Origin of the sequence: Neisseria canis, from assembly GCF_900636765.1 — a bacterium.
GTDB lineage: Bacteria > Pseudomonadota > Gammaproteobacteria > Burkholderiales > Neisseriaceae > Neisseria > Neisseria canis.
Window position 1 is genome coordinate 1,694,042 of the sequence record NZ_LR134313.1, and the last position, 19,099, is coordinate 1,713,140.

A 19,099-nucleotide genomic window follows, 5' to 3' on the forward strand; every position below is an offset into this window, starting at 1 on the left:
GATGAAGCAATTATGGGTTCCGGTTTTATTGGCTGTGATGCTGGGTGCATGTTCAAGTAAAGGTTTTAAAAAACCAACTGCTAAAGAGCGGGCGGTAGAAGTGTCGCAAATTCAAACCCAGTTGGCGGTGGAATACATGCGCGCCAAAGATTACCGTTTGGCAACGGCCAGTATCGAAGAAGCATTAAAAGCCAACAGTAAAAACGAAATGGCTTGGCTGATCCGCGCGCAGATTTATCAATTTTTGAAAGTACCCGAGCGTGCGGAAGAAAGCTTTTTGCAAGGGTTGTCGATTAAACCGGACAGCGCTGAAATCAATAATAACTACGGCTGGTTTTTATGTAGTGTAAAAAACAATCCCAATGCGGCGCTGCCTTATTTCGATAGGGCTTTGGCAGATCCAACTTATCCAAGCCCTTTTATTGCCTATCTGAATAAAGGGGTGTGCAGTGCGAAAATGGGCCAATATTCTTTGGCACAAGCTTATTTGGAACGCTCGATTGCCGCAGCGCCTAATTTTGTTCCGGCTGTTAAAGAATTAGCGCGCACCAAATTGCTGGCAGGTGAATTAAACGAAGCCGATGTGTATTTCCGGCAATATCAAAGCAGAGTTGAAATGCTTTCTGCCGATGATTTACTGCTCGGATGGAAATTGGCCAAAGCCTTAGGTAACGGTCAGGCTGCATATGAATATGAGGCACAGCTGCGTGCCTTGTATCCCTATTCGGATGAGTTGCAGTCGATTGCCGGTGGCGGAACACAGTGAGAGAAGCATAAATGAACATTAATCCGGATGCTCAAGAATTGGGCAAAATGTTGGCTGCTCTAAGAGAGCAAAAAGGCATGACTCTGGCCGAAGTGGCCGAACGTTTGAAATTGTCGGTAGATAAAGTGGCTGCTTTGGAAATGGGCGATTACCGCCAGCTGCCGGATATGGTGTTTGTGCGGGGGTTTCTCCGTGCATACGGGCGTTTGATTCAAGCAGATGAGGCTGCATTAAACGGGCTTTTGGATAAAGCGGCTCCTGTTTCTGAAAAAAATATTTTCAGCGACTATAAAAAGAGCAACAAAGAGCGTTATGCCTATCTGGAGGAGAAAAAAAGTTTTCCGGGTTGGATTATTGCCTTGTGTGCTGCTGCGGTTGCGGTTGGCGGAGTGTTTATTTGGCAAAATAAATCCGCTACGCAAAAGGCGGAGAACGACAAACAGGCACAATCTTCTACCGAGCAGGTAATGAAACAGGCTACCGAGCTTAAGGAGAAAAATGTAACCGTTGTCCCAATGGATGAGAACAATGCCGCTTCGGCACCAGCTGCTTCTGCTTCGGCCGCTTCGTCGGCTTCTGTACTTGTTCAGACAGGGGAAGCGCCTTTGGTTGTGGCAGCCGACGAGCTGTACATAAAAGTGCGCTACCGTACCAAGCTGGTGGTAAAAGACAAAACAGGTGCCGAATTGGTTAACCAGATTGTACCGGCTGCCAGCGAACACCGCTTTAAAGGCGGCGCGCCTTATGATGTGCGCATCGGGGTGGTGCACGGAAGCGTTGTCAATTTTGGCGGGCAGGAAATTAACTGGGCACCTTATCTGGTAGGACGCACAACAGCAGCATTTAAAGCAGGTCAATAAACATGAGCCAAAACATAATAAAACGCCGCACAACACACCAAGTTCAAATTGATCATCTTACTGTCGGTTCTGACGCGCCGGTGGTTGTGCAATCCATGACCAACACCGATACGGCGGATGCACAAGCTACAGCTTTACAGGTAAAAGAGCTTTCCGATGCAGGCTCAGAGATGGTGCGCATCACGGTGAACAGCCCTGAGGCAGCGTCGAAAGTGGCCGAAATCCGCCAACGTTTGGATGATATGGGGTGCAACACGCCTTTGGTTGGCGATTTTCATTTCAACGGCGAGCGTTTGCTGGCCGAGTTTCCGGATTGTGCCAAGGCTTTGTCAAAATACCGGATTAATCCCGGTAATGTGGGCAAGGGCGCAAAAGGTGATGAAAAATTCGCTTATATGATCCGTACTGCGGCGGAATATGATAAGGCGGTGCGCATCGGCGTTAACTGGGGCTCGCTTGATCAAAGTTTGGCCAAGCGGATGATGGATGAAAATATCGCTGCAGGTTTGCCGAAAACGCCTGATGAGGTAATGAAAGAAGCATTAATCGTTTCTGCTTTGGAATCTGCTCAGAAAGCCGTGGATTTAGGCCTGTCTGAAAATAAAATCATTCTTTCCTGCAAGGTAAGCGCCGTGCAGGATTTGATTCAGGTTTACCGTGATTTGGGCAGCCGTTGCCGATATCCGCTGCATCTGGGTTTAACTGAAGCGGGTATGGGCAGCAAGGGTATCGTCGCTTCCACGGCAGCGCTGGCCGCATTGCTGCAAGAAGGCATAGGCGATACCATCCGCATTTCTTTAACGCCGGAACCGGGCAGCTCGAGAACGCAGGAAGTCGTGGTGGCTCAGGAGATTCTGCAAACCATGGGTTTGCGTTCGTTTACGCCTATGGTTACTGCTTGCCCGGGCTGCGGCAGGACAACCAGTACCGTGTTTCAAGAGTTGGCGCAAGATATTCAACGCTATCTGCGGGAGCAAATGGCGGTTTGGCGTTTTCAATATCCCGGAGTTGAAAACCTCAATGTGGCGGTTATGGGCTGTGTGGTTAACGGCCCGGGCGAGAGCAAGCTGGCCGACATCGGTATCAGCTTGCCGGGCACGGGTGAAACGCCGGTTGCGCCGGTGTATGTCGACGGCGAGCGGAAAGTTACCTTGAAAGGGGACAATATGGCCGTTGAGTTCCTCGAGATTGTGAAAGAATATGTGGAAACCAATTATGGCGAAAACGGTAAAAAACGTTCTGTAAACCGCATTATTCCGATTCGGGCAGCCCGGTAAACCTGTTGAAGGGTTCGCAGATAGAGTGATGCCTGTCTGAAAACATTCAGACAGGCATTTAAAAACAAGTTTTATCAAAAAAGAAATAAAATGGGTAACAAAATTCAAGCCGTAAAAGGTATGAACGATTTATTGCCGGTAGAGCAAAAAGATTTCAAGCTCACTTCGGCATTCTGGCAGGCATTTGAAGATGTTGTGGTTTGCTGGACTAAGCGTTTCGGTTACCAGCAGATACGCACGCCTGTTTTAGAGCAAACCGGTTTGTTTGTCCGCTCGATTGGGGAAGAAACCGATGTGGTCGGCAAGGAAATGTACACTTTTTCCGACTCCAATGATTCCATCAGCTTGAGTTTGCGGCCGGAGGGCACGGCTTCGTGCTTACGTGCCGTAGTGGAGCATAATCTGTTATATAACAGCCCGCAGAAACTTTGGTATATGGGCCCGATGTTCCGTCGGGAGCGCCCGCAAAAAGGCCGTTACCGCCAGTTCCACCAAGTGGGTGTTGAAGCGTTGGGCTTTGAAGGGCCGGACGTTGACGCTGAAATGATAGCCATGTGCGCCGATTTGTGGAAAGAATTGGGTATCAGTCAGTATTTGACACTTGAACTGAACAATTTGGGCAACCGTGAAGAACGCGCAGCACACCGCAGTGCTTTGGTTGATTATTTGAGCAGGTATGAAAATCAATTGGATGAAGACAGCAAACGCCGTTTGCATACCAATCCTTTGCGCGTGTTAGACAGTAAAAATCCCGACTTGCAGGAAATCTGCAATGCCGCTCCGCGGCTTGTTGATTATTTGGGTGAAGCCTCTTTGGCCCATTACAATGGTTTGAGAACCATGCTTGACGGTTTGGGCATCCGATATGTGGAGAACCCGCGCTTGGTTCGCGGTTTGGATTATTATAATCAAACGGTTTTTGAATGGACTACCGATAAACTCGGTGCCCAGGCAACCGTTTGCGGCGGCGGCCGTTATGATGGTTTGATAGAAGAATTGGGCGGTAAGGCTACTCCTTCTATCGGCTTTGCCATGGGCATTGAGCGGCTCTTACTGTTGGTACATGAATACGGTTGCTTGGAAAGCGAGTCTGCGCCTGATGTTTACAGCATGCATCAAGGAGAGGGAGCCGCTTTGAAATCCATGCAATATTCGCATTTATTACGCCAAAACGGATTTTCCGTGTTGCAGCATTCAGGTAGCCAAAGTTTGAAAGCGCAAATGAAAAAAGCCGATGCCAGCGGCTCACGTTTTGCGTTAATCGTAGCGCAAAGCGAATTGGAAAGCGGTTCGGTTACCTTAAAAGATATGCAGGGAGATTTAGGCCAGCAAACGATAAATGCCGAGCAATTATTGACAACTTTACAAGAATGGAAGAATACATAACATGGCAGCGCATCTTGAAGAGCAACAAGAATTAGAAAATTTCAAACATTTCTGGAAAGGCTGGGGGCGTTGGATTTTTGCCTTGTTGGTGGTATGCAGTTTGGCCTACTTAGGCCTTGTACTGTATAAAAGCTACCAAGCCGGGAAAAATGAAGAAGCGGCGGAAATTTTGTCGCAGATGGCTTCTAAGGCAGAGACCAGCAAAGACCCTAAAGTATTGCACGTTGATTTACTGAATTTGCAGCAGAATTACCCGAAAACCATTGCCGCCGCTCAAGCGACTTTCATGGCTGCCGCTGCTGAGTTCGACAAGGGTAATTATGATGCGGCAACCAAACATTTGAATTGGGTGTTAAACAATCAAAAAGCTTCATTGGTGCAAGCGCTTGCTGCGCAACGTTTGGCCACCGTGCAATTGCAGCAGCAAAAATTCGATGAAGCATTGGCTACGTTGAATACACCGGTTGATGAAGCGTTTCAGCCGATTTTGTTGGAAGTTAAAGGTGATGTGCTAGCCGCACAAGGTAAGAATAAAGAAGCCGTTGCCGCTTATGAAGATGCGTTTAACAAATTACCTAAAGAAGCAGCCGAGCGCGAATTGCTCCAGCTTAAGCTTGACCAGCTGAAATAAACATTCAAAGGCTTGCACTAACCCTGCAAGCCCTTGATTATTCAATGCCTGTCTGAAAAATTAAGGCTGACGGCTATGCCCGAAGGTAGAGCCGCGGCCAGTAGAGAATATATCTAGATGAAACCCACAATCGCACTTGTCGGCCGGCCTAATGTCGGTAAATCCACTTTATTCAACCGGCTAACCCGTACCAAAGACGCATTGGTTGCAGATATGCCCGGGCTTACCCGCGACCGCCATTACGGTCACGGAAAGGTCGGCAGCAAACCTTATTTGGTTGTCGATACCGGCGGTTTCGAACCGGTGGTGGACAGCGGCATTCTGCATGAAATGGCCAAACATACATTACAGGCGATTGATGAGGCCGATGCCGTTGTTTTTTTGGTGGATGGCCGTACAGGTTTAACCCCGCAAGACAAAATCATCGCCGACCGTTTGCGCCGCAGCCCGCGTCCGGTATTTTTGGCAGTCAACAAAGGCGAAGGGGCAAACCGGAATGTATTGGCGGCAGAGTTTTATGAATTGGCATTGGGTGAGCCTTATGTGGTATCCGGCGCACATGGCGACGGCGTATACGGCTTGATTGAAGATGTGTTGGAAAAATTTCCAGATGCTGAAGAAGCCGAAGAAGCGGCCAAACATCCCGTATTTGCAGTGATAGGCAGGCCGAATGTCGGAAAATCCACTTTGGTTAACGCTATTTTGGGAGAAGAGCGAGTCATCGCTTTCGATATGGCAGGCACCACGCGCGATAGTATTCATATCGATTTTGAGCGGGACGGTAAACCTTTCACCATTATCGATACGGCAGGTGTGCGCAGGCGCGGAAAAGTTGAAGAAGCGGTTGAAAAGTTTTCGGTAATCAAAGCAATGCAGGCTGTGGAAGCGTCCAATGTGGCCGTGTTGGTGCTGGATGCACAGCAGGATATTGCCGACCAAGATGCTACGATTGCAGGCTTTGCACTGGAAGCAGGCCGCGCTTTGGTGGTTGCGGTTAACAAATGGGATGATATTGACGAAGACAGAAAAACCCAAATCAAACGGGATATTGCACGCAAACTTTATTTTTTGGATTTTGCCAAATTCCACTATATTTCGGCATTAAAAGAAAAAGGTATCGACGGCTTATTTGCCAGTATCCAGGCGGCTTACGATGCCGCAATGATAAAAATGCCCACGCCGAAAATCACCCGCGTGCTGCAAAGCGCAATCGAGCGCCAAGCACCGCCGAGAGCAGGGTTGGTTAGGCCTAAAATGCGTTATGCGCATCAGGGAGGCATGAACCCCCCTGTTATCGTGATACATGGCAATGCATTGCAGAATATCTCCGAAGCTTATACCCGTTATCTGACGCAGACTTTCAGAAAAGCTTTTAATCTGCAAGGCACACCTTTGCGCATCCAATATAACGTGTCGGACAATCCTTATGAAAATGCAGATGAAAAGCCTAAAAACAAACCGTTGCGGCGTATGCAGTTAAGCAATAGGATTGAAAAAAGGGAAGGTAAAAAAGTGGAAAAAGACCGCTTAAAGAAAAAGCGACAAGTGAGTATCAAGAAAAAACAAAGTACCAAATAAAACTTTCAGACAGGCATTTTAATGCCTGCCTGAAAAAGGGATTTATCCGCCGGATTTGCTCGTTTTCACCTGTTATCGGATAAAATGTTTGCACATTCTTACCGAAAAAAGTTGGTAAAAATAAGCATTCAAGGCTACAATTCCAACGTAGTACCAATTATTACAATCAAAAATCATAAAAACGGAGTATTAAATATGACAGCTAAAGGACAGATGCTACAAGATCCTTTCTTGAACGCACTTCGCAAGGAACATGTTCCTGTATCTATTTATTTGGTAAACGGCATCAAATTGCAAGGTCAAGTTGAGTCTTTTGACCAATATGTGGTGTTATTGCGTAACACTTCTGTAACTCAAATGGTTTACAAACATGCAATCTCAACCATTGTTCCTGCACGTGCAGTAAGCTTGCAACATGAAAACAAGCAGGCAGCGCAACAGCAAGCAGCCGCTCCGGCAGAAACTCAAGCCTCTGAATAAGCAGAGAATGCAGTAACCAACGGCATAAAAACCTTGTCAAACGGCAAGGTTTTTATGTTTTGATACCGATTTGCTATTTTCAAAAATTAACAATATTGCTTTCATTAAAGCAAACTTAACTATTGTCGGGCTTTGCCAAAGTAATGCTTCTGTAGCGTAATTCAAAGTGAAGTCGCAGGAGTTTGTCAAGTCTGTTTTAACAAGTGAAAATGCTATATATTGTCGAAAAAAATTGTATCTATCGAAAATGAAATCTAAAGTGATCTAGGATGAACTGATGAATGCAGCAAGGAACCTGAAAGTAACTAAGCGCGATGGCCGCTTAGAAGAACTGAATTTAGACAAAATCCACCGTGTGATTACATGGGCGGCCGAAGGTTTGGATAATGTTTCTGTCTCTCAGGTTGAATTGAAATCGCATATCCAGTTCTATAATGGAATACGCACCGACGATATTCATGAAACCATTATCAAAGCAGCAGCGGATTTGATTTCGGAAGAATCTCCCGACTATCAATATTTGGCTGCACGTTTGGCAATTTTCCATTTGCGGAAAATTGCTTACGGTCAATATGAGCCGCCGCATCTTTTTACCCATGTTTCAAAATTAGTGTCAGAAGGCAAATACGATAAACATCTTCTGGAAGATTACACGGAAGCAGAGTTTAACGAGCTGGAAGACTATATAGATCATGAGCGGGATATGACTTTCTCATACGCCGCAGTGAAGCAGCTTGAAGGCAAATATCTCGTACAAAACAGGGTAACGCGGGAAATCTATGAAACGCCCCAATTCCTGTATATTTTGGTGGCGATGTGTCTATTTGCCAAATATCCTAAAGAAAGCCGCTTGGGTTATGTTAAGCGCTTTTATGATGCCACCAGCCAGTTTAAAATTTCTTTACCAACACCGATTATGAGTGGCGTGCGCACGCCGACACGCCAATTCAGCTCGTGTGTGTTGATTGAATGTGACGACAGTTTGGACAGCATTAATGCCACCACCAGCTCAATTGTTAAATATGTTTCCCAACGTGCAGGCATCGGCATTAATGCCGGCCGTATCCGTGGCTTGGGCAGCGCGATTCGTGGCGGTGAGGCTCAGCATACAGGCTGTATTCCGTTCTTTAAAATGTTTCAGGCTGCCGTAAAGTCGTGTTCGCAAGGCGGTGTGCGCGGCGGAGCGGCGACGCTGTTTTACCCGCTTTGGCATATTGAAGTAGAAAGTCTGTTGGTTTTAAAGAATAACCGCGGCGTAGAAGATAACCGCGTGCGCCATCTTGATTATGGGGTTCAGATTAACCGTTTGCTTTATACGCGGTTAATTAAGGGTGGAAATATTGCTTTATTTTCGCCACATGAAGTTCCTGGGCTGTATGACGCTTTCTTTGAAGATCAAGATGAATTCGAGCGGCTTTATACGCAATACGAGCAAGATGAAAGCATCCGCAAACGCATTATTCCTGCAACCGATTTGTTCTCTCTGCTGATGCAGGAGCGCGCGAGCACCGGCCGTATTTATATTCAAAACGTCGACCATTGCAATACGCACAGCCCGTTCGACCCTAAAGTAGCACCCGTCCGCCAGTCTAACTTGTGCTTGGAAATCGCATTGCCGACCAAACCGTTGAACGATATCAACGATGAAAACGGCGAAATTGCTTTGTGCACATTGTCTGCATTTAATTTAGGCGCTTTGGAAAGCTTGGATGAGTTGGAAAGCTTGGCCGATTTGGCCGTGCGTGCCTTAGATGCTTTGCTTGATTATCAGGATTATCCGGTGAAAGCTGCTTACAATGCGACAATGAACCGCCGTACTTTGGGTATAGGGGTAATCAATTATGCGTATTACTTGGCTAAAAACGGTGTGAGATACAGCGATGATTCTGCGATTGGCCTGACACATAAGACATTTGAAGCAATCCAGTATTATTTGTTGAAAGCCTCGGTAGCTTTGGCTAAGGAATACGGCGCATGTCCGTTGTTTAAAGAAACGACTTACGCTCAAGGCAAGCTGCCGATTGACACCTATAAAAAAGACTTGGATGCTATTTGCCAAGAACCTTTGCATTTAGACTGGGAGGCGCTGCGTTCTGAAATTATGCAATATGGTTTGCGAAATTCTACCCTAACTGCATTAATGCCGTCGGAAACTTCCAGCCAAATAGCAAATGCAACCAACGGTATCGAGCCTCCGCGGGGACTGGTTTCGATAAAAGCTTCTAAAGATGGCATTTTGAAACAGGTTGTGCCTGAATTTCAGCGTTTAAAAAATGACTATGAATTGTTGTGGCAGATGAAAAATAATGACGGCTATATCAAGCTCGTGGGAATTATGCAGAAATTTGTCGACCAAGCTATTTCCGCCAATACCAGCTATGATCCGCAGCGTTTCGAAGGCGGGCGTGTGCCGATGAAACAAATGCTCAAAGACTTGTTAACAGCCTATAAATACGGTTTAAAAACATTGTATTATCATAATACCCGTGATGGTGCAGATGACACGCAAGTGGATTTGCAAGATGATGGTTGTGCAGGTGGAGCTTGTAAGATTTAATCCGAAGTGGTTGTGATAAATAGGGTAGGTTCCCGTCTGCCCCGTTATTTAAGCCGGCACAATATAAATGCCTGTCTGAATATTTTTCAGACAGGCATTTTCAGCTTTGAAGCTGCTGTTTTCAATTTGACTTAGAGTGATAAATTTAAAGATTCTCACCATTTATATCTGTTTCGTTGTCGGCTTCGGCTGCTTCACTATATTTCACATACCACAATAAAACCAATAAATAGCCGATTAATAACCCGAGCAAAATCAATAATAAATATGCGCCGTCGGTGAACGGTGTGCCGACTTGGTTAAAGCGCACCGAAGCTTGGATGCCGGATGTACTTGGAATCAGCCAACGCAGCCATTGCAGGGGCAGCGGTAGTGATTCGGCGGGCCAAGCGTAGCCGCTGAGGAAAAACATGGGGATCGAGGTAAACATCAGGAGCTGTAAAGAGCGCTCGCGCTTTTGGAACCATAAGCCGAACAAGCAGCCGAGTGTGGCAACGGTGGGTGCGAAGAGCAGGGTAAAAGCCAGCATCCCGCCGATATTTTGACCGCGCGCATAATCTTGAATATAAAACACCCAACCGAAATAAAACAGCGACATCAGCCAGCCCATCACCGAAAGCGCGAAAATCCTGCCCGCCCATGCGCGCATGGTGGCGTATTGGCGTTTTTGTTCGCGCCAAGTACCCACCAGCAAGGCGGAGCCCATCATCAAAAGCTGCTGCACAATCAAAACTGCCACTCCGGGCACAACATAATTGCCGTAACCCTGAGTGGGGTTATATTGAACCTGCATCACAAACGGTATCGGGTTTTGTGCGGCATAGGCTTGTTTGGAAGTCATGCCGCCGGCTTGCAGGCGTTTGATTTGGATGCCTGCGGAAACCGTGCCGATTACTTCGGCAAAGCCTGTCTGAATTTCTTTGCTGACCAAAAGGTAGCTGCCGTTTGCCAGCACGCTGGTGCGAGCAGGGCGCTGCATCATCACGTCGTTTTTCAAACCGGAGGGCAGCACCATATAGCCGCCGATTTTGCCTTTCCACAAAGCCATTTTTGCATCATGTTCGCTGGGCAGCATTTGAATCTGCAAGCGGGGGCTGGCTTCGGCCATGCGGATAATGCGTTGTGAAAGGGTGCTTTTGTCGTAATCAACGATTGCTGCGGGAATCCGGCGGGCCGCCTGTGTGCTGTATGGCCACGGATAGAAAAAACCATAAAGCACAGGCGCAATTACCAGCATCAGCAACACACCTTTATCGGAAAAGATGTTGCGGATGGTGTCGATAAATGCGTTGGTAAAGGTTTTTTGTTGCATAAGCAGCTGCAGTTTTTAGAGCTTGATCCAGCCGAGTGTGTTGGCAAACACCAGCAAAATCGCCAGCGGAGCGAGATAGCGTAATGCGGCATGCCAAACCGAGCCTATGAAAGGTGGCATGGAAGAGCCTTGCTGCATATGTTGCAGCACATGGTTGCGGTTTTGCACCCAAGCGGTAAACAAGGCGATGCACAAAGCGCCTATCGGCATCATCCATGAGGTGATCAAATAATCCCACAAATCAAAAACGGTTTTGCCGAACACGGTATATTTCGACAGTATTCCGAACGACAAAGCAGAGGGAATGCCCACAATCATAATGGCAAGGCCGAGCAACCATGCGGTTTTCCGGCGTTTGTGTTCACGATTGTGGGTGGTTGCGGCCAACACGGTTTCAAGCATGGCGAATGCCGATGTCAGGGTGGCAAAGGATACCAGCAGCATAAAGACGGCGAATAAAATGCTGCCGAACGGAATTTGCTGGAACACGGCAGGCAACACGATAAAAATCAGCCCAGGCCCCGCATCGGGCTTGAAGCCGAAAGCGAACACGGCCGGGAAAATCACCAAGCCGGCAAGCAAAGAAACCAACATGTTCAGCCACATCACGCTGTTTGACGAGCGGAACAAATCCTGATTGTCGTCAAGATAGGCGGCATAAGTAATCATGGCCGACACGCCTAAGCTCAAAGCAAAAAACGCCTGCCCCAGTGCGGTAAGCACGGATGAAGCATTAACCGCACCGAAATCGGGCTTCAGAAAAAACGATACTCCGGCCATCGCACCCGGCAAGGTCAGCGATCGGGCAGCCAGCAGCAGAAACATAATAAACAAAATCGGCATCAGCCAACGGTTGGCTTTTTCGATGCCTTGTGCAATGCCGCCTTTTACCACGGAAACCGTGAGCAACATGAACAAAGCCTGATAGCCGATGGCGGAGAAAGGGTCGCTGATGGTATGTTGGAAGAGCGCTTCAAAGTCGGTTTGCGCAGTAATGGCGCCGCGAAATGCGTGCACCACATAAGCCAGCACCCAGCCGCCCACTACGCTGTAAAACGACAATAATATGAAACAAGCCAACACGCCCATGCGGCCGACCCAATGCCAGGGCGTACCGGGTGCTAATGTTTTGAACGCATCAATGGCATTTTTACCCGATTTTCTGCCGATATAAAATTCGGCTAGTAAAATCGGCAGGCCGATTAAAATGGTAAACACCAAAAACAGCACAAAAAATACCGCGCCGCCGTTGGTGCCTGCGGTGTAAGGAAATTTCCAAATGGCGCCCAGCCCGATTGCGGAGCCTGCGGCGGAGAGGATAAAGCCGATTTTGGATGACCAATGTGTTGATTTAGACATAGTTTGAAAAAGTTATTTCAGTTTAAAAACAAACATTCACCTTGCCGTGAGGGCGGGATTGTAGCACCGTTTGCCGCCGCTCCGGCAATGCCTGTCTGAAAAATATTCATGCAGGCCGATGTTTCAGACAGGCATCAATAAAAGCCGCCGCGCAATATGCATTACCTTGCGCCCCAGCGCTCCGGCAAACGGTAGGCGCGCTGCGCCAGCTTGGAGGCTGCCAGCATCAGAAGCGAGGCAGCCAGCGCCGACCACAATAAAGGCTGTGCCGCCCATTGCCACGGCACGCCCATTTCCAATAATCCTTGCTGCAATTCTAAATAATGCGTGAGCGGCAGCAAGTCCGACCAATTCTGCGCCCACTGCGGCATGGCGATTCGGGGGAACGCAATGCCCGAAAACGCAAAAGCCGGCGCGGTGATAAAGCCCGTGCTCGACAAGCCCATGCGGAGCGACATCGGCAGAGCCGTAACAATCACGCCCAGCCACAGCGACACCAGCATCATCAAACACAACCCCAGATAAGTGGCCAGCCATGAAAGCGGCACCACATCGTGCGTTTGCGCCAGCAGCCACAGCAACATTCCGTTCCACACGGTAAAAGCCAGCGTCGGCCACAACAGCTTGCCGCACAAAGCCGACAAAGCATCACCAAACCGCACACGTTGGCGTTTCAGGCGGCAGCCGGCTTTGTTCAGCCAGTCATGCAGGCTTTTATCGCGTATTTCCCGCCCGAAAGCCACCGCACCCGCCGTCATCGCCAAAATATGCAGCAGCCCCGGAATCAGCGTGGTTGCCAAAAACTGCTGGTAGTCGGTGGAAATATTAAAGAGCGCGGAAGTGCTCGTGCGTATCGGGCTGAACGTGTTTTCCGCCTGCTGCGGCGACGCACCGCGCTTATTGAGCGCTTTCATTTCCACCCCTGCCGAGAGCGTGCCCGCCACGGCCTGCACATCGCGCACCAACACACCGGAAAACGAACCGAACTGCCCGTTAAGCTGCAAAATCAGCGGCGAGGCCTTGCCCTGCTTGATTTGACGCGAAAAATCATCCGGAATCACCACCACGCCGTACACATCTATTTTGTCCAAGCCCTGTTGCGCAGCGCGTTCGTCGGTATAGGTTTGGGCCACTTTCAAAGCAGGCGCGCTGTCGAGATAGCGCACCACTTGGCGCGACAGGGCGCTATGGTCTTTGTCCAATACACCGATAGGCAGACCGGTAATGGTGGCGCTGCCGAATATCCACCAAACCAGCAACACGCTGGCCAGCGGCAGCCACAGCAGCAAAGCAAGCTCCCAGCCTTCGCGGCTGAGATAGCGCCACTCCAAACGCGCGCTCTGCCAAAAAATTTCAATCAGTTTATTCATATGGTTTTGCTTTTTCAGACAGGCATACATGCCTGTCTGAAAATATTCAATTCAATTTCAATTCAATATAGAAGCGGCCATGATGGAGAATCAATTTAATTGTGAATATATCCATCGGTTGAAAGCTTCCCAGATTAGACGCAAAGATACACCGTATGGATTTTAAATTGATAAGCTGCAATTATATTGCAGAAAATCAAAGATAAGCAGTTCGATTTTATGCAATATGTTTCAGACAGGCATTTGCATATGCCTGTCTGAAAAAAGATAGCCAGTTTACTGGTTTTATTCATTATAGCTGTTTTGATTTCCTTTTAGTTTTATGCAGCCCAGCCGCCGAAGGAGGATTGATGACATACTACGCCGGACTCAAACACATTCAAGATGCCGCCACCCGCCACCGCACCATCGAAGGCCTGCAACTCCGAGCGCATGGCCTATCTTTATGACCGTCGCAAAGTCAGCTTCACTGGCTTGGCCGCCGAACTCGTACTGCCCAAAGACAAAAACGCCGAACAGGAGCCTTTACAACTCGCCCGTTCACCCTATGTGGCAGGTTTCAAAGCAGGCTGGGCCTACCTCACCCTCGCCACCGTACACATCTACTACGGCAAAGGCGTGGCCGTCGATCCGCGCCGATTCGACGAAATCAAATCATTCAGCCGAACCATCGCCAAGCACGCCGCCAAACTCTCCGGCGCACCGCAATACCGGCCCGGCACAGAAGTAAAACCCGACAACCTCATCATGCTCGGCGACTTCAACATCTTCAACCGCAGCGACGTTACCATGCAGGCGATTACCGAAGCCGGATTCGTCGTTCCCGAAGAACTCAAAACCATCCCCGGCTCCAACGTCGCCAAAAACCGCCACTACGACCAAATCGCCTACTACAAACAGCTTGCCAAACTCAAGCCCACCGGACGAGCAGGCGTATTCGACTTCTTCGAACACGTTTACCGCCTGGAAGACGAAGCCGTCTATGCCAAAGAGCGTGAAACCAAACCCGGCCGCAGCTTCAAAGACTGGCGCACCTACCGCATGAGCGATCACCTGCCGATGTGGATTGAGTTGGGGATTGATGATAGCGATGCTTATTTGGATAGGTTGAAATAGTTTAAAACAAGCTGAAAGTTAAGAGGGCTGTCTGAAAGTTTCAGACAGCCCTCTTGCTGCATCAGTTATTTAAACGGATTGTTTGATACATAAACCTTAGGTTTATCCTCCAATTTGAAATTATCTTGAATCACTTTTTCAATATACACTTTGCTATCAACTGCTTTGATGCCTAAATAAATTTCCTGCAATTCATCTACAATATTTTCCATTTCGACGAAAACATGTTCTTTATCTTCTTCTACTTGAACGACTTCGGCATTCAATGGCGAAACGTAAAAACAGCGGCACTCCTGCTCTTCTTTAAAAGCATAGTGTTTGATTAAAAACGATAAAGGCAAAATAATATCGTCCACTACTTTCAGTATTTTTATTTTTTCTTCACTATTTGCGCCCACAGGTTTTAATGATTTCATCAACTTACCATAACAAGCAGACAGGTCTTCAAAATATTGAGTGATATTTGCTGTGATTGTATTAATCTCTTTTAAATAATTTTGATATTCAACTGAAGTTTTTCCAGTTCCCAACATAAAACTGGATTGATCTGTATGGGCAACACCGATAATCCATTTTTTAGTGTCTTTTTCACATAACGATTCAGGCTCTAAATAAATACATCGATAAAGCGGCAGTTTCCCAAGCTTTGGTTTTGTTTGTTCATTTTCGATACCTTCAGAATGTCGAGATTCTAACAATTCACTTTCTTCTTTTTTCTCTCCCATACTTTTAGCATCAACATCCTTAGATTCAGGCTGGCTTATCAATGCTTCAGAGAATCTGTAATTTTCTACCTGTTTAAGGAAATAATCTTGCTTAAAAACCAAGCTTAAGCCGCTGGCTTCAATATTGTCACTTTTTCCATACAAACGGAATTGGTTTAGTGAATTGAAATTAAAAGAAAAACTTTTAATAAAACAAAAATCCTCTTGTTCTCTATACCCGGCATTAGTAATAGCAGCACGGTTATTTAAAATTTCAGTCAACAGTTTGCCTTCGGTGGGGTCGTTCATAAATTGCAAAGGAATCAAACGCAAAGCCTGCTTACCTTTCAATAAAGTGAGTGCCCAATTTTTATTAATATAATGAGCTACTTTTTGTTCATCACCATCCGAGGAAAATTTAATATGTAAAGTATCGATAATTTGATATATAAGACCCCATAGAGCAATTATATTGGTCTTAATGTTAGTCTGTTGCCCATCTTTAATAACCGCATATATATCTAAAATCTGCTTCAATATGAATTTTGAAGGAACATTAAGTTTATTAATAATATCCTGATATTTTTCTGCAATAATTATGAATTTATTCAATTGGTTACTTGTGGGAGATTGAAGAAGCATAGTTATATCTTTACGTATCATCAATTCAAAAGCATTATTTACTGAAGTATTATTTTGTTCTGCTGCTTTTCTATACCACTCCGCTGCCTTGCTGTCACTCTGCTCTACACCTAAACCTTGGTGATAGTACACACCTAAATTGAATTGGGCTTTTACATCACCTTGTTCCGCCGCCTTTTCGTACCACTCCGTTGCCTTGCTGTCACTCTGCTCAACACCTAAACCTTTGCGATAGCACGTGCCTAAATTGAATTGGGCTTTTGCATGACCTTGTTCCGCCGCTTTTCCGTACCACTCCGCTGCCTTGCTGTCACTCTGCTCTACACCTAAACCTTGGTGATAGTACACACCTAAATTGAATTGGGCTTGTGCATCATCTTGTTCCGCAGCTTTTCCGTACCACTCCGCTGCCTTGCTGTCATTCTGCTCTACACCTAAACCTTGGTCGTAGCACACACCTAAATTGAATTGGGCTTGTGCATCATCTTGTTCCGCCGCCTTTCCGTACCACTCCGCTGCCTTGCTGTCGCTCTGCTCTACACCTAAACCTTGGTGATAGAGCCCACCTAAATTGAATTGGGCTTCTACATGACCTTGTTCCGCCGCCTTTCCGTACCACTCCGCTGCCTTGTTGTCGCTCTGCTCTACACCTAAACCTTTGCGATAGCACGTGCCTAAATTGAATTGGGCTTCTACATCACCTTGCTCTGCAAGTTGTTTTAATTGATTGATTTCATTTTCAGTCATTATTAGTTTTCCGCTTAGTAGAAAATGTTTAAAGGTAAAACTATAACATTATATTTGGAAAAATCATGGTTAGGATTTCTCAATGAATATGTAATAAAAAGCCCTGAACACTCAGGGCTTTTTATTATCTGAAATAATCTAAACAATTATTCCCACTCAATCGTGGCAGGCGGTTTGCCGCTCACGTCGTACACCACGCGGTTGATGCCGCGCACTTCGTTGATGATGCGGTTGGACACTTTGCCCAGCAGCGAATAAGGCAGTTCGGCCCAATGTGCGGTCATGAAGTCGCTGGTTACGACAGCGCGCAACGCAACCACATATTCGTAAGTGCGGCCGTCACCCATGACGCCGACAGATTTTACCGGCAGGAACACGGCAAAGGCTTGGCTGGTGAGGTCATACCATGAAGTGCCGTTTTCATCGAAGGTATTGCGCAGCTCTTGGATGAAAATATCGTCGGCACGGCGCAGGAGGTCGGCGTATTCTTTTTTCACTTCGCCGAGAATGCGCACGCCCAAGCCGGGGCCGGGGAAGGGGTGGCGATACACCATTTCGCGCGGCAGGCCGAGGGCTACGCCGAGTTCGCGCACTTCGTCTTTAAACAGGTCGCGCAGCGGTTCGAGCAGCTTCAGGTTGAGGGTTTCGGGCAGGCCGCCGACGTTGTGGTGGCTCTTGATAGCATGGGCTTTTTTGGTTTTGGCACCGGCACTTTCGATCACGTCGGGGTAAATCGTGCCTTGTGCCAGCCATTTGGCGTTTTGGCGCTTGCCGGCTTCGGTTTGGAACACTTCTACGAATTCGGCGCCGATGATTTTGCGTTTCTGTTCGGGGTCGGTAATGCCGGCGAGTTTGCCCATGAAGTCGTCGGTGGCATCAACGTGAATCACGTTGACGCCCAAGTTGCGGGCGAACATGTCCATCACCATTTGGCCTTCGTTCAGTCGCAGGAGGCCGTGGTCAACGAACACGCAGGTGAGTTGGTCGCCGATGGCGCGGTGGATCAACGCGGCGGCTACGGAAGAATCTACACCGCCGGATAAGCCGAGAATCACTTCGTCGCTGCCTACTTGCTCGCGGATTTTGGCCACGGCTTCATCGATGTAGTTGGGCATCGTCCAGCTGGGTTGTGCGCGGCAGATGTCGAGCACGAAACGGTTGAGCAAGGCGCGGCCTTGTTTGGTGTGGGTCACTTCGGGGTGGAATTGGATGCCGTAGAATTGTTTTTCGGCGTGCTCCATCATGGCAACGGGGCAGCTGGGGGTATCGCCGATGATGCAGAAGCCTTCGGGCAGTTTGGATACTTTGTCGCCGTGGCTCATCCACACGTCGAGCGTGTTGGGCTGGCCGTCTGAAAGGCCGCGGGTCAGTTCGCTGTCGATGGTTTTGACTTGGGCGTAACCGAATTCGCGTTGGTCGCCGGGGGAAACTTCGCCGCCGAGATGATGCGCCATAAACTGCATGCCGTAGCAGATACCGAGTACAGGAATGCCCAGCTCGAAGATGCCGGTGTCGGCCTGATAGTCGGAGTTGTAAACGGAATTGGGGCCGCCTGAAAGAATAATGCCTTTGGGATTGAAGGCTTTAATGTCTTCCAAAGGCATATCGTAAGAGTGCAGTTCGCAATAAACATGGGCTTCGCGCACGCGGCGGGCGATGAGCTGGGTAACTTGGGAGCCGAAATCGAGTATGAGGATTTTGTCTTGGGTCATGATGGATTGTTTGTAAAATTTAAGGAGGATTTGGGGCTGGATTTTAGCATAGAAAATGCCTGTCTGAACGGTTTCAGACAGGCATTTGATGGGCGGAAATATTAGTCCAGCCTTTGCAGGCGCTCGTGTTTGTAAGGAATGATGTTGCTGCGTGAAAGCAGCAACAAGCAGCCTAAAATAATCATGCCTAAGGCGATAAGCGGGGCGTAATCCAAAAAATATTGGCTTTTGACGTAAACCGCGGCGCCGATATAAATCAAGATGGGGCCGGCGACGATGGACTGCTTGTTGATGCCGTCCATAACCAGCACTGCTACACCGGCCACGGCTAAGGCGGCGGAAATCAGCGTTGCGGTGGCCGGCAAAATGTCGGTGGTTTTTAAAAACCAAACGGCTCCTGTAATAATCAGAAACAGCGGCAAAAAGAGGGAACGGCGGGGCATGTCGTAGCTCCTTGCTAAACGTAGGGATTCGGATAGGCGCATTATTGGGGCGTAAGGCCTGTCTGAAAAGACCGGATAAAATGCTCTTGCGTGTTTTTACGGTTTGCTGCCAAATTGCATATCTAATATGCAACACAATTGGAACAGGCTTATGGAATA

15 protein-coding genes are annotated in these 19,099 nt (G+C 47.8%); 9 read left to right on the forward strand and 6 right to left on the reverse strand.

Annotated features, from left to right (window positions below; all coding sequences use genetic code 11):
* Position 1: 1 nt before the first annotated feature.
* From pilW to nrdA, 8 genes are all read left to right on the forward strand, one after another.
* Complete coding sequence (gene pilW, locus EL143_RS07950) at positions 2–766, forward strand: type IV pilus biogenesis/stability protein PilW (RefSeq protein ID WP_085415944.1); 765 nt, start codon at positions 2–4, stop codon at positions 764–766.
* 11 nt (positions 767–777) lie between these two features.
* The gene (locus EL143_RS07955; protein WP_085415943.1) at positions 778–1,626 is read left to right on the forward strand and encodes a RodZ domain-containing protein; all 849 of its coding nucleotides are present in this window, start codon (positions 778–780) and stop codon (positions 1,624–1,626) included.
* A gap of 2 nt (positions 1,627–1,628) precedes the next feature.
* A complete protein-coding gene (ispG, locus tag EL143_RS07960) occupies positions 1,629–2,903 on the forward strand; it encodes a flavodoxin-dependent (E)-4-hydroxy-3-methylbut-2-enyl-diphosphate synthase (RefSeq protein ID WP_085415942.1) in 1,275 nt (424 codons plus the stop codon).
* Between the two features lie 90 nt (positions 2,904–2,993).
* Complete coding sequence (hisS, locus tag EL143_RS07965) at positions 2,994–4,289, forward strand: histidine--tRNA ligase (RefSeq protein WP_085415941.1); 1,296 nt, start codon at positions 2,994–2,996, stop codon at positions 4,287–4,289.
* Position 4,290: 1 nt separating this feature from the next.
* Positions 4,291–4,920: a YfgM family protein gene (locus EL143_RS07970; RefSeq protein WP_085415940.1), complete on the forward strand. Its 630-nt coding sequence runs from the start codon at positions 4,291–4,293 to the stop codon at positions 4,918–4,920.
* A 117-nt stretch (positions 4,921–5,037) separates the two neighbouring features.
* Positions 5,038–6,498 carry a ribosome biogenesis GTPase Der gene (der, locus tag EL143_RS07975; protein ID WP_085415939.1) on the forward strand — a complete coding sequence of 487 codons (1,461 nt, stop codon included), beginning with the start codon at positions 5,038–5,040 and terminating at the stop codon, positions 6,496–6,498.
* Between the two features lie 195 nt (positions 6,499–6,693).
* Positions 6,694–6,978: an RNA chaperone Hfq gene (gene hfq, locus EL143_RS07980; RefSeq protein WP_085416003.1), complete on the forward strand. Its 285-nt coding sequence runs from the start codon at positions 6,694–6,696 to the stop codon at positions 6,976–6,978.
* A 277-nt stretch (positions 6,979–7,255) separates the two neighbouring features.
* A complete protein-coding gene (gene nrdA / locus EL143_RS07985) occupies positions 7,256–9,535 on the forward strand; it encodes a class 1a ribonucleoside-diphosphate reductase subunit alpha (RefSeq protein WP_085415938.1) in 2,280 nt (759 codons plus the stop codon).
* Positions 9,536–9,680: 145 nt separating this feature from the next.
* Here the strand turns inward: nrdA and EL143_RS07990 are convergent, their stop codons facing one another.
* The 3 genes from EL143_RS07990 to EL143_RS08000 form a co-directional block, all read right to left on the reverse strand.
* Positions 9,681–10,847 carry an ABC transporter permease gene (locus EL143_RS07990; protein WP_085415937.1) on the reverse strand — a complete coding sequence of 389 codons (1,167 nt, stop codon included), beginning with the start codon at positions 10,845–10,847 and terminating at the stop codon, positions 9,681–9,683.
* Positions 10,848–10,862: 15 nt separating this feature from the next.
* On the reverse strand, positions 10,863–12,206 hold the full coding sequence (locus EL143_RS07995; RefSeq protein ID WP_085415936.1) for a sodium-dependent transporter: 1,344 nt from the start codon (positions 12,204–12,206) through the stop codon (positions 10,863–10,865).
* A gap of 161 nt (positions 12,207–12,367) precedes the next feature.
* Positions 12,368–13,576 (reverse strand): ABC transporter permease, encoded by a 1,209-nt coding sequence (locus EL143_RS08000; RefSeq protein ID WP_085415935.1) that lies wholly within the window; start codon positions 13,574–13,576, stop codon positions 12,368–12,370.
* Between the two features lie 432 nt (positions 13,577–14,008).
* On the opposite strand from EL143_RS08000, the gene EL143_RS08005 reads away from it, so the two are divergent.
* Positions 14,009–14,692 carry an exonuclease/endonuclease/phosphatase family protein gene (locus EL143_RS08005; RefSeq protein WP_232001262.1) on the forward strand — a complete coding sequence of 228 codons (684 nt, stop codon included), beginning with the start codon at positions 14,009–14,011 and terminating at the stop codon, positions 14,690–14,692.
* 65 nt (positions 14,693–14,757) lie between these two features.
* Here the strand turns inward: EL143_RS08005 and EL143_RS08010 are convergent, their stop codons facing one another.
* The 3 genes from EL143_RS08010 to EL143_RS08020 all read right to left on the reverse strand — a co-directional run bounded on the left by EL143_RS08010 (position 14,758) and on the right by EL143_RS08020 (position 18,940).
* Complete coding sequence (locus tag EL143_RS08010; RefSeq protein WP_085415934.1) at positions 14,758–16,785, reverse strand: tetratricopeptide repeat protein; 2,028 nt, start codon at positions 16,783–16,785, stop codon at positions 14,758–14,760.
* Positions 16,786–16,931: 146 nt separating this feature from the next.
* The gene (gene guaA / locus EL143_RS08015; protein ID WP_085415933.1) at positions 16,932–18,497 is read right to left on the reverse strand and encodes a glutamine-hydrolyzing GMP synthase; all 1,566 of its coding nucleotides are present in this window, start codon (positions 18,495–18,497) and stop codon (positions 16,932–16,934) included.
* Positions 18,498–18,598: 101 nt separating this feature from the next.
* Entirely contained in the window at positions 18,599–18,940 is a 342-nt protein-coding gene (locus EL143_RS08020; protein ID WP_085415932.1) for a LiaF transmembrane domain-containing protein, read from the reverse strand.
* Between the last annotated feature and the right edge of the window lie 159 nt (positions 18,941–19,099).